The organism is Halobacillus sp. ABH2_015 (genome assembly GCF_056158945.1).
The window spans coordinates 2,825,060-2,837,088 of record NZ_JBSWUG010000002.1 but is presented as its reverse complement, the minus strand read 5'-3'; the positions used below and the strand labels follow the sequence as shown (position 1 = coordinate 2,837,088).

The following is a 12,029-nucleotide window of genomic DNA, read 5'->3' as shown; positions in this document are numbered from 1 at the left end:
TCAGGAAAGGAGGTTTTGTATGGAAATCTCCTATGCTTCAACGACAGGGAACATCACCCGGGATGATCTGCAGACGTTATTCACCTCTGTGGAATGGGACTCAGGCAGCTATCCTGATGAACTGTTACAAGCGATTCAGGGATCACATTCCGTGATGACAGCCTGGGACGGCAGGCGGTTGATTGGTTTGGTGAATGCGTTGTCTGATGGTGCATTGACGGTTTATTTTCATTACATGCTGATCCATCCGGAGTACCAGGGCAGAGGTATTGGGAAAGTCATGATGGACCACATGCTGGGTCGATACCAAACATGCCGGACGAAGGTGCTGATTGCCTACCCGGACGTGATGGAGTTTTATGGAAAACTTGGTTTTCAAAAAGAAGAGGGAACCACCCCTCTGTTCATCTCGGACCTTATTTGACATGACTCGTTCATGTGCATGATTTTTCATAGGAAGAATGGCCGAACCCGGTGAAATCACCGGGTTTTTTATTTGTCACAAATATTCTAAATTGAGCGAATATTCATTGACGATATTCGGAGGATAACGTACAATCTAATTTGTAATATTTTGAAATATTTATGAAAAAAAAGGAGGCATAGAAATTCTTATTGTTGGACCAATATCATAGGGAGGTCATTTACTTTGGTGGCTGAGAAAAACAAAAAGAACGTGAAGAAGAAAGCATTATCGGTGTTAGCCAGTGCAGCTATCGTTGCGTCTTCGTTTGCCGGGATTGGTACATATGGAACAACAGGGGTTCAGGCAGAAACAAAAGCTGCGAAATCTTTTAACACGTTAATGAATTATGATGAAGTCGTTTCCCTCGCTAACAGCTCGGAATCAAAACAAGAGCTGGTCATAATCGGTGACGGGAAAACGGATGCGACAAAACAGTTGGAGAAGCTGGGCGTCAAAGTCATCCAAAACCATAAAAACTATGGCTATCTGGCTGAAGTGCCGACCAATAAAATTCTGGATATCGTAAAGCTTGATTCGGTTCGTACGGTTGGGGAGAACCAAGAGCTTGAACTTGCACCGGTCAATCCTGATGAATTGAATACGGACGGCCAGGACCAGGTGGATAAAGATGCAGTTGTTGACCCGGATCAGCTGGAGACCCATCCATCTACAGGCGTTGATGGTTTCCACGATAAATTCAGCGGTGAAGGTGTCCGTATTGGAATCATCGACTCTGGTCCAGATCCAGGACACGAATCCTTCACAGATCTTCCGGAAGTTGATGAAGAGTCGGATGAAACTTCTGAGGAAGTATTTGAGGAAACGAGAAAATATGGGGATTCCCAGATTACAGACGTCAGAGACTATACGATTTCCAACGAATTCATAGACCGTCCTTACGCCGCTGAGGAGCGTTATTCCAGCTACAAGGAATATACGGGTCAGAACGCCAATTATCTGGCGGAAGGGGATGTTCCTTTCTTTGATGAGTTTGAAGAAGGAGACACGATCTACGAAGGTATTTTCAAGACCGAGGGAATCGACTCTTCCGATGATAAGTTGTATTACGGAGAAACCTGGTTCGAAGCCAAGGCCGACCTTAACGGCGATGGTGAGTCTGGAGAAACCTTTGGCGACTGGTTCCCTGTCCTTCTAGCAGGGGATGAAGTCTATGTGGATACAGACTTTGACTTTGATTTTACAGATGAGACGGCCTATAAAGAAGGCGAAACGGGTACTTTTGATATCGACCCTACGGATGATGTAGCCGGTGCCAACTTCCGTGTGAACAATTTGGAAGAGCAAAAACTATTAAACAATGAAACTCAGGAATTCGATGCTGTGAAGAAGGTCAACTTGTTTACAGACTTCAACGGTCACGGTTCCCACGTTGCCGGAATTTCTGCAGCTAATGGGCCTCTGAAATCCAACGCTACAGGAGCGATCGCCGGTGAAGGTGTGGCTCCGGAAGCTGAGCTTGTCGGTCTTCGTGTGTTCAAAGAAGAAGGCGGAGCTTATACGTGGAGTATTCAACGCGCGATGATTGATGCTGCCCTGCCTGAATCTAAAGGTGGATACGGTGTCGATGTTGCCAACTTGAGCCTTGGCTCTCTGCCGGACTTGAATGATGGCGGCGGAAGTTACGGCGAGTTGATGACTCTGCTCAGCGACCAATACGATATCGTTTTTGTTACATCTGCGGGGAACAGCGGACCTGGAATTGATACGGTCGGTTCACCTGGGGACGTAGCCAGCGTCATTTCTGTTGGTGCACATATTGATGAGCAGATGTGGGCGAAGGAATATGGTGCCTATCCTTATGGTAAAGATGAAGACGGCAATCCGCTTGAAGGGGATGGCCTCTGGTACTTCTCCTCTGTAGGACCGAATGAAGCCGGAGATCAGAAGCCGGATATCGTAGCGCCTGGTTCTGCCTATGCGGCTCAGCCTGTCCACCAATTCCCGGAAGGCCATGCTTATGATGTCCTCCAGGGAACGAGTATGTCAGCACCGCATGTAGCCGGGGCTGTAGCATTGCTGAAATCAGCTGCAGAAAAAGACCGTCTGCCATTTGATTATGAACTGGCCCGCGAAGCACTCGTACAGACAGCGGATAAACTGGACGGTTACAACCGTGCTCAGGAAGGTCAGGGACTGATCAATGTTCCAGCTGCCTACGAGTACATGAGAGATAACTTTGTCAATGATGTGGAAAATGTCGATGTAACGGTCTTCCACGGGGAGAAAATCTCCGGCGGACCTGGATTGTATGTGCGCAACAAGGACATTCCAGAAACCGTGGAAGTGTTGATTGAAAACACTTCTGATCAAGCCAAGACTCTTGATGTTTCCGCCTCCCATGACTGGTTTACGCCATCGGTTGATGAAGTCAAACTCGGTGCAGGCGAATATGAGTATATCGATGTCGTGTACGATGCATCCAAGCTTGAAACGGGTGTGAACGCAGGGAACTTAATCATTGATGATGCTTCCACACCTTATGTCGAAGCTAGAAGTGCCCAGACGATCATCACGGGCTATGAGTTCACGAAAGAAAACAAACACCGCTTCAGAACGACAGACGAAGTGCAGTCTTCCCAGACGAAAGGCTACACCTTCGACGTTGATTCCGGTGTAAGTGAGCTGCGTTTCTCCTTGAACGCTCTGAAGGAAAGCGGAGAGTTCCAAGGCCGTGTCCGTATGCTGGTGTTTAATCCAGATGGCACACAGGTAAATGAGTTTGTCGGATATGCCGGCTACGACGGCATTGATGTCGAGGATGTTGTTGTTCCATCTCCGAAGGCCGGGGTATGGGAAGTCCATGTTTATGGAACGATTGCTCCTCAAGAAGGTAAGGAAATGAACAAGTACACCTTAGATGCAGTCGCCCAGGATATCGTCAGTGAGCCGGGCAGCATCGATCTTGGTAAAGTCGGATCTTCTGAAACCTTCGAGGAAGAAGTATCCTTTACCAACTACATGAAAGAAGCGGCAAACGTGAAGTTCGAAACGGTCGGCTTCAGCGGCCCTATCAACAAAACCATTGAAGGAACAGTCACTCAGGAAGTCGACGAAATCCCGAATGATGGTGATTTGATTGATGTTGAAATCAAAAACAATGTCTCCTTGAGCGTAGATGTGGCTCCTGCTGAGCCGGTTGATCTGGACCTGTTCCTATTCAATGAAGATGGAGATGAAGTCGCCTCCAGTGCCTCCAGCTCCAATGATGAAGCTTTTACTGTAACGGGTCTTCCTGATGGAAACTATCAGATTGCTGTGGATTACTTCGGCACCGGTTCGGCTTCTGTTGATTACAAGCTGAACATGACTGAAGAAAAGCTTCTATCTTATGATTCTGATGAAAAAGGCGAAGGTTCTGTTACAACAGATGCCAAAGCTACTAAACTTGGTGTCGGGGAAACCGTAGACGTTCCTCTTTCCATCACGACTCCAGAACAGCCGATCAAAGGCTACGCGGGTCTGTACATGGTGGATGCCGATACAGATGAAGTGCTCGACCTTGTACCAGTAACAACGGATGCGGACGTTGTTAATGTCCTTTCCGGTAAAACGCGTGAAGGTACAGCGCTTGAAATTTCCCAAGACCTTTACCCGGATGGTGGAGCGGATACCGTTGTAGTAACGACCGCTTATAACTTCCCGGATGCCTTGTCAGCTGGACCAATGGCTTCTGCTGCAGAAGCGCCGGTCATCCCAGTAAACAGAGATGGGAAGCTGAGCAAGGAAGCGCTGAAAGAAATTGAGCGCCTTGGTGCAGAAAACGTTTATCTTGTCGGTGGAGAAGGCGTCGTTTCTCCTGATGTCTTCGCTCAGTTGAACACGATCAGTATTGCTTCTGATCAGATTGAGCGGGTTTCCGGTGATACACGTTACAGCACAAACCTTGAGATTGTAGAAAAACTGCAGAACGACTTTGGTTTTGAAGGAAATGGTGTATTCCTTGCGACAGGTAAAAACTATGCGGATGCGTTGAGTGCCGCTTCTATCGCAGGTGCTGAGGGCATGCCGATTGTATTGACAAACGGCAAGGATCTATCTGACGAAGCTCTGGCTGTCCTTGAAAACGAAGACGTTTATGTGGTCGGTGGAACAGGCGTCATCTCTGATGAGGTCGCTGACCAGGCGAAAGAAGTCGCCGTTTCCGTGGAGCGCCTGTCCGGTGCGAACCGTTACGGCACGCTCGTCAGCATTTTGGAAGAATTCGAGCCGAATGCAGCGAATCTATTTGCTGCAAGCGGACGTAACTATCCGGATGCTCTTGCATCTGCACCGCTTGTAACAGGTAAAGATGGTATGCTCCTGCTCGTTCAGCCTGATGATCTTCCGAAAGAAGTGGATGCGTACTTAACGAAGTATGTGTATACCCATGATATCTCTTCTGTCACTGTTCTCGGCGGCGATGCTGCTGTAGGACCAGAAGCGAAGGAAGAACTTCAGAACAAAGTCACCAAATAAGCTGTTTTAAAAGAACCCTCCATACTGGAGGGTTCTTTTAATGGAAAAGCTCTGTTAAAGTCTGTTGTTTACATTCTAAACGATTACTAAATCGTCTCCGTCTGGAATCAGGGGTCCGGTCCGTTATTTACTCAGGGGATGGGATGGCAGGGAAAACCGTCCGCTTTCCGCGGGGAACGATGAGCCTCCTCGAACTTCGTTCTCCGGGGTCTCCCCTTGTTCCTTTTTCCCGCAGGAGTCTACCTGTTTTCCCTGCCATCCCTTTCGTAGTGGTGTAACGGACTTCGGTTATGTCCTTTCTAACTACCCTACTTTGCAGAGGCGGCCTTGGGAATGGCGGGACTCCTGTGGGATGAAGGTACATCGTGAGACCCCGGAAGGCGCAGCCTGAGGAGGCCCAAGGCCGCCTCATCCAAATCCCATGACAGAAAGGGGTGATCTGAGCTCACATGCTAAATAACAACACCAAGCAGTAACAGAGCTAATGGAAAAAACTCCCGCGGACCTGCTTCGGCTGCGCGTAAAGGGTCACATTGCGCTTATCGGCGGATCTTCAGCTCGTGCAGGCGGTTCCTACGCGGAATGGCAAGGGGTGGAGCTCCTGAAGGTACGGAAAATCATGTAGTTTCTATTTATGAGGGAAGCATCTTTTATACCGGCATTAACTTCATTATATTTCCATGGTAAAAATTTGTAGTACCATTTTCCTGGTTCCTCCGACCAAAATCCTATCAATCTATGTTGTTTTTTGTGAATATATGTTGACAGCGTTTTCAGAAAGCGCTATAGTATTAGTAACAAGTTAAGCATGTGGCGGAGATATGGAGACCCACACTATTTTGCATACAGCCTCATTCGTATGCACCTTAGTGAGGGTCTTTTTTTGGACACATGCCCCTTGAAAAATGAGAAAGAAGAGGTGAACAACATGTCCGAATTCTTAGCTGAACTGATTGGAACGATGATTCTGATTATCTTTGGTGGCGGTGTTGTTGGAGGGGTCGTTCTTAAAAATTCAAAAGCAGAAGGAGCCGGCTGGGTCGTTATCACCATTGGGTGGGGACTTGCTGTTGCGATGGGTGTGTACGCTGTGGGAAGCTTCACGGGTGCTCACATCAATCCGGCTGTAACGATAAGTTTTGCTGCAATTGGAGAATTTCCATGGGCGAAGGTGCCCCTTTACGTAACTGCTCAGATGATTGGTGCGGCGATCGGTGGAGTTATCGTATTCTTAAATTATCTGCCGCACTGGAGAGAAACGAAAGATCAGGGAGCCAAACTGGCGGTGTTTGCTACTGATCCAGCCGTACGCAGCCCTTTTTCCAACCTTGTCAGTGAAATCATTGGAACATTCGTCCTTATTATGGGGCTGCTGTTTATCGGTGCCAACGAATTTACAGAAGGATTGAATCCACTGATTGTGGGTGCGTTGATCATCGCGATCGGTATGTCGCTTGGCGGAGCGACTGGGTATGCGATCAACCCTGCCCGTGACCTTGGCCCCCGTATTGCCCATGCACTGCTTCCGATTCCTGGAAAAGGCGGATCAGACTGGGGTTACTCCTGGATACCGGTTGTGGGACCGATTTTAGGCGGTATCTATGGTGCACTATTCTACCGGGCCATGTTTATGTCTGAGTTCTCTGCAGGCTTCTGGGTAATGTCTGTCGTGATGGCGGTTATCCTGATTGGAGCAGCTAATGCAGAGATCAAAAAGGGGAAGACATTAGGTAATCAAGTAGAAGAAAAAATCAGCTGAAACGAAAAGGAGAGGGTTTGAATGTCAGAACAGTATATCTTATCCATTGATCAGGGAACGACAAGCTCAAGAGCCATTCTTTTTAACAAAGCGGGTAACATCGTTGAAACCGGCCAGAAGGAATTTGAACAATTCTTCCCGAAGCCGGGCTGGGTGGAACATGATGCGAACGAAATCTGGACATCCGTTCTTGCCTGTATTACGGATGTATTAAGAAAAGCGGATGTAGAGCCGTCCCAAATTGCCGGAATCGGCATTACCAACCAGCGTGAAACGGCAGTGGTGTGGGACCGGAATACCGGGAAACCGATCTATCATGCGGTCGTCTGGCAGTCCCGTCAGACCGAAGACATCTGTAAAGAGCTTCGTGCCGCCGGTCATAATGAGCTGTTCCGCAGTAAAACAGGTCTTCTGCTTGACCCGTACTTCTCGGGAACGAAAGTGAAGTGGATTCTTGATCATGTCGACGGAGCGAGAGAAAAAGCGGAGAATGGCGATCTTATGTTTGGAACGATCGACACATGGCTGGTTTATAAGCTTTCCGGTGGCAAAACGCACATTACCGATTATTCCAACGCTTCCCGTACATTGATGTACAACATCTATGACCTGCAGTGGGATGACGAACTGCTGGACATCCTTGGCGTACCAAAATCCATGCTGCCGGAAGTGAAGCCTTCTTCCGAAGTGTATGCGCAGACGGTTGATTATCATTTCTTCGGTCACGAAGTTCCGATCGCCGGTATAGCTGGAGATCAGCAGGCCGCTTTATTCGGACAAGCCTGCTTTGAAAAAGGCATGGCCAAAAATACTTATGGTACAGGCTGCTTTATGCTGATGAACACAGGTGAGGAAGGCGTCGCTTCTGAGCACGGTCTATTGACAACGCTTGCCTGGGGCTTGGACGGTAAAGTGGAATACGCGCTTGAAGGAAGTATTTTCGTTGCTGGTTCTGCCATTCAGTGGCTTCGCGACGGTCTGAAAATGATTGAAAGCGCACCGGAATCCGAAGGGTATGCCACGTCTGTAGAGTCTTCCGACGGCGTTTATCTTGTACCTGCCTTCGTTGGTCTTGGGACACCATACTGGGATAGTGATGCGCGTGGTGCGATGTTCGGATTGACACGTGGCACAACAAAAGCCCACTTCATCCGTGCCACACTTGAGTCCCTCGCTTATCAGACGAAAGATGTCCTGGACGCGATGATTGCTGACTCCGGCATTGATTTGAAATCCCTGCGCGTCGATGGGGGAGCCGTGAAGAACGATTTCCTTATGCAGTTCCAAAGTGACATCCTTGGTGTGCCTGTTGAGCGTCCAATTGTACAGGAAACAACAGCCCTTGGTGCTGCCTTCCTGGCAGGACTGGCTGTCGGCTACTGGAAAGACAAAGAGGAAATCAAACAGCACTCTGATAATGACCGTACATTTACAGGTCAGATGGGTGCTGATGAGCAGGAAGAGCTTTACAGCGGATGGAAGAAAGCTGTGGAAGCGACACGTAAATTCAAGTAATCAAATGAAGGGTACCTCTGATTATCAGAGGTGCCCATTCTTATAAAGTGAGGGGATAATCGATGAAAAAATTAGTCAACGATCCAAATCTTGTGATTACAGAAATGCTTGATGGGTTTGTCGCTGCTCATGCTTCGACCGTGAAGAGAGTGGAGGATACAACCGTTGTGGCGAGGAAAAATGCACCCGTGTCCGGAAAAGTCGGTATCGTCAGTGGGGGCGGAAGCGGTCATGAACCGGCCCACGCCGGTTATGTCGGGGAAGGCATGCTGGATGCTGCTGTTTCCGGTGAAGTATTCACATCGCCCACCCCTGACCAGGTCTTCGAAGCGATCAAAGCTGTGGACAGCGGAAAAGGCGTGCTGCTCGTTATTAAAAACTATACCGGTGATGTGATGAACTTTGAAATGGCTGCTGAACTCGCCGAAGCCGAAGGGATTCAAGTGGATCAAGTCGTCGTTAATGACGATGTTGCCGTCGAAGACAGTTCTTTTACAACGGGCCGGCGTGGAGTCGCAGGGACGGTTTTCGTTCATAAACTGGCAGGCGCATTGGCTGAGACGGGAGCATCCCTTGAAGAAGTGAAGCAGACGGCTGAAAAAGTGGTTCAACACGTACGCACGATGGGTGTCGCACTACGTCCATGCATCATGCCGTCTTCGGGGGAAGAAAGCTTTGAACTCGGCGAAAAGGAAATCGAAATGGGAATCGGCATCCACGGCGAACCGGGCATTGAGAAAAAGCCGCTCGTCACCGCAGACGAGATCACATCCGAGATGGTTGAACGCATTCTTCCTGAACTCAAATTGAACGAAAACGACGAAGTCGCCGTCATGGTGAACGGCATGGGAGCGACACCGGAAATGGAACTTTACATCGTGAACCGTAAAGTACATGAACTTCTGGCCGAGAAGAATGTCACCGTTTCTCATACGTTCGTAGGGGAATATATGACATCTCTTGAAATGGCCGGATGTTCGATTACGGTTCTGAAAGTGGACGACCAATTGAAAGAACTGCTGGATGCCCCTAGTCAAGCACCGGCTTTCCGTATATAAAGGAGTGTTTCAGATGAATGTCAATCAAACGGCAGCATGGATTACACACTACAATCAGCATCTCCAGGATCAAAAAGACTACCTAACTTCCCTGGACAGGAAGATTGGTGACGGTGATCACGGAATCAATATGGCAAGAGGATTCGCTGAAGCTGCCAAGGCAGTGGAGGCAGAAACGTTTGAGACATCAGCAGACGTGTTGAAAAAGGCCGCTGTGACGGTGATGTCCAAGGTTGGCGGAGCTTCGGGCCCGTTATATGGGACAGCCTTATTGAAAATGTCCATGGCGGCTAAAGGGAAAGACATCGAAGGCAATGTTTTTGCGGACATGTTTGAAGCCGCGATTGACGGAATCAAACAGCGGGGAAAAGCAGAAACCGGAGAAAAAACGATGCTCGATGTGTGGGTTCCTGTTCTTGAGGAAGTGAAGAGCCGCGGATTTGATGCAGCGAATGTGGAAGAAGCCGCTCAGAAGGCCATGGAAGCGACGAAGGATTTAACCGCTACAAAAGGGAGAGCCTCCTACTTGAAAGAGCGCTCCAAAGGGCATCTGGACCCTGGTGCTGTATCCTCCTATTACTTATTTGCGAGCCTTTCTGAGGCGCTGAAGGAGGAAGGCTGATGACTGTAGGAATTCTATTAGTCTCACACAGTGAGAAGGTTGCGGAAGGTGTGAAAGATCTTATTCATCAGGTTGTCGGTGATCTTCCAATCGAAGCCGCCGGGGGCACGGATGAGGGAGAACTTGGGACAAGCTTTGAAAAGATACAGACCGCTTTGGAAAAGGTCACAGAAAAAGCGGAAAGCACGGTCGTCTTTTATGATCTCGGCAGTGCGCGGATGAATGCCGAAATGGCTATTGAAGTCACAGAGTCCGATCAGATCAAACTTGTCTCCCACCCGATTTTGGAAGGGGCTTATCTTGCCGCTGTTGAAGCAAGTATAGATAAAAGTCTGGAAGAGATTCTGGACTCGCTTGAAAAAGAATTTGGAAAATCGTAATCAAAAAACCACGCCGGTTCGGCGTGGTTTTTTTGTATGGATGAAAATGGTGGATGGACTTGGTCTTCCTGATCACTTTGGAAAATCCAAAAACCGGCGATGAGCAGCACGTGATACGGCTCCCATTTGACTTCTTATCATATCCATAGATGTATAGGCAGCGATATAGTTTTGCTTACTTCAATTTAATTTGTACCGGCTTGCTTTTTTGTTTATCTTTTGAATCATTTGTTTTCCTGTTTTCCTTTTGCAGGGCCGTTCGTTTTATTGAACTTGTGACATCATGTATCATATCGCCCATATCGTGAACGGAATCAATTAAGGGATCAACGGCTTCCATTTTCCCTTTTACATCAGTTGAAATTTTGTTAGCTTCATGGATCAGTTCTTCAGCCTCATCTGTAATGCTGTTGACTGATTTTCGAGCGTCAGACAGCGTCTCTTTAGTTTCCGTAAGTGTTGCCATAAGTTTTCGTAAAGTGAAAATTAAAAAGATGACGAGACAAATAAACCCGACCGCTGCAATGGTAACACTCCACTCAATCATTAAAACCACCTCCCTTCTTCTCTCTAAATCTATGGAAGGGAAGGCTCGGACATTCCAGTGAACGGGAAGGTAGCTGCAATTGCTGATACACCATTATAAACTGGATACGCACCAACAGCAGGCAGCCATGTTCGTTTGTATAGTCGCGCAGCATCATGGCATATAGTGATAGGAAGGGAGTGGATTCAATGGCCGTAATGTTTGATAAAGACCACTTTGTCGATGATCGTTTGCTGAGTGTTAGTGTGAAGAATAAAGGTTTGAATTATGGCCTGGGTTGTATAGATGGTATCCGAGCTTTTTGGAATTCCGTCCAAGAACAATTATTATTATTCCGACTAAACGATCATTTAAAGAGATTTGAGCAGTCTGGTGAGAGTTTGTTTATTAAAATCCCCTATTCCATAGAAGAATTATCGTACATCATAAAAAAGATGCTGATCATCAACCGGGTGACTCAGGATGTTTATATACGTCCGATTTGTTTTAAAGACAGCAATACCTTACGTCCCGACCTGAGAGATCCGTTTAATCATCTGGCTGTCTACATGGATGAATCAGAATACAAGTCTGAACCTTCCTTTAAGGTGGCGGTTTCTTCCTGGACGAGAATAGGAGGCAATATGATTCCTCCTCAAGCGAAGACGACCGCTGGTTATATGAATTCGGGATTAGCGATACTTGAAGCATCTTTGAATGGATATGATGAGGCCGTCTTTTTAACAAAAGAAGGAAATGTGAGCGAAGGGGCTACGGAAAATATTTTCATCGTTAAAGGAAATGAAGTCTTCACTCCCCCTTTATCTGATGACATTCTTCCGGGAGTCACTCGTAATACAGTAGCGGAAATACTGGAGAGAGAGTTGAAGTTACCGCTGTATGAAAAGAGTTTGGCAAGATTTCAATTATACGATGCGGATGAAATTTTCTTAACGGGAACGGCTGTTGGAATTAAGCCGGTAGTTGAAGTTGATCGAAGAGTCATAGGGCAAGGGAAGCCGGGAAAGGTTACGTTGGAAATTCAGCACGTATACAATCGGATGGTCCGGGGAGAACTGCCGTCTTATCTTCATTACTGTACTTCTGTCTATTAAATTCGGGAAAACGTAGTCTACATGAAAAATATCGCTCAGGATCCTGTAGTCCCCTTTGATGATTTTACTACATCTTCATTTTAGAGTTGGTGTTAAATAACAAGATAATCAA

General features: G+C 47.4%; 9 protein-coding genes. 8 read left to right on the top strand and 1 reads right to left on the bottom strand.

What is annotated here, in order from left to right:
* The first annotated feature begins 19 nt into the window (after window positions 1-19).
* From ACXAD6_RS14940 to dhaM, 7 genes are all read left to right on the top strand, one after another.
* Window positions 20-424, top strand: a complete 405-nt coding sequence (locus ACXAD6_RS14940; protein ID WP_474969549.1) for a GNAT family N-acetyltransferase — start codon at window positions 20-22, stop codon at window positions 422-424.
* Window positions 425-652: 228 nt separating this feature from the next.
* Window positions 653-4,942 carry a cell wall-binding repeat-containing protein gene (locus tag ACXAD6_RS14935; RefSeq protein WP_474969548.1) on the top strand — a complete coding sequence of 1,430 codons (4,290 nt, stop codon included), beginning with the start codon at window positions 653-655 and terminating at the stop codon, window positions 4,940-4,942.
* 808 nt (window positions 4,943-5,750) lie between these two features.
* On the top strand, window positions 5,751-6,701 hold the full coding sequence (locus tag ACXAD6_RS14930) for an MIP/aquaporin family protein (RefSeq protein WP_474969547.1): 951 nt from the start codon (window positions 5,751-5,753) through the stop codon (window positions 6,699-6,701).
* A gap of 21 nt (window positions 6,702-6,722) precedes the next feature.
* Window positions 6,723-8,216 (top strand): glycerol kinase GlpK, encoded by a 1,494-nt coding sequence (gene glpK / locus ACXAD6_RS14925; RefSeq protein WP_474969546.1) that lies wholly within the window; start codon window positions 6,723-6,725, stop codon window positions 8,214-8,216.
* Window positions 8,217-8,278: 62 nt separating this feature from the next.
* Window positions 8,279-9,274, top strand: coding sequence for a dihydroxyacetone kinase subunit DhaK (gene dhaK / locus ACXAD6_RS14920; protein ID WP_474969545.1), 996 nt, complete (start codon window positions 8,279-8,281; stop codon window positions 9,272-9,274).
* A gap of 13 nt (window positions 9,275-9,287) precedes the next feature.
* Window positions 9,288-9,896, top strand: a complete 609-nt coding sequence (dhaL, locus tag ACXAD6_RS14915) for a dihydroxyacetone kinase subunit DhaL (RefSeq protein ID WP_474969544.1) — start codon at window positions 9,288-9,290, stop codon at window positions 9,894-9,896.
* On the top strand, window positions 9,896-10,276 hold the full coding sequence (dhaM, locus tag ACXAD6_RS14910; RefSeq protein ID WP_474969543.1) for a dihydroxyacetone kinase phosphoryl donor subunit DhaM: 381 nt from the start codon (window positions 9,896-9,898) through the stop codon (window positions 10,274-10,276). Before dhaL ends, dhaM begins: the two co-directional genes overlap by 1 nt.
* A gap of 175 nt (window positions 10,277-10,451) precedes the next feature.
* Here dhaM and ACXAD6_RS14905 read toward each other — a convergent pair whose 3' ends face one another.
* A complete protein-coding gene (locus tag ACXAD6_RS14905) occupies window positions 10,452-10,823 on the bottom strand; it encodes a DUF948 domain-containing protein (RefSeq protein ID WP_474969542.1) in 372 nt (123 codons plus the stop codon).
* A gap of 188 nt (window positions 10,824-11,011) precedes the next feature.
* Here ACXAD6_RS14905 and ilvE point away from each other — a divergent pair, with 188 nt between their 5' ends.
* Window positions 11,012-11,917 carry a branched-chain-amino-acid transaminase gene (gene ilvE / locus ACXAD6_RS14900; RefSeq protein WP_474969541.1) on the top strand — a complete coding sequence of 302 codons (906 nt, stop codon included), beginning with the start codon at window positions 11,012-11,014 and terminating at the stop codon, window positions 11,915-11,917.
* Window positions 11,918-12,029: the final 112 nt, after the last annotated feature.

Coding starts and splice junctions, on each gene's coding strand:
- ilvE (WP_474969541.1), top strand. CDS start 11,012: ATGGCCGTAATGTTTGATAAAGACCACTTTGTCGATGATCGTTTGCTG.
- ACXAD6_RS14905 (WP_474969542.1), bottom strand. CDS start 10,823: ATGATTGAGTGGAGTGTTACCATTGCAGCGGTCGGGTTTATTTGTCTC.
- dhaM (WP_474969543.1), top strand. CDS start 9,896: ATGACTGTAGGAATTCTATTAGTCTCACACAGTGAGAAGGTTGCGGAA.
- ACXAD6_RS14930 (WP_474969547.1), top strand. CDS start 5,751: ATGTGGCGGAGATATGGAGACCCACACTATTTTGCATACAGCCTCATT.
- dhaL (WP_474969544.1), top strand. CDS start 9,288: ATGAATGTCAATCAAACGGCAGCATGGATTACACACTACAATCAGCAT.
- glpK (WP_474969546.1), top strand. CDS start 6,723: ATGTCAGAACAGTATATCTTATCCATTGATCAGGGAACGACAAGCTCA.
- ACXAD6_RS14940 (WP_474969549.1), top strand. CDS start 20: ATGGAAATCTCCTATGCTTCAACGACAGGGAACATCACCCGGGATGAT.
- dhaK (WP_474969545.1), top strand. CDS start 8,279: ATGAAAAAATTAGTCAACGATCCAAATCTTGTGATTACAGAAATGCTT.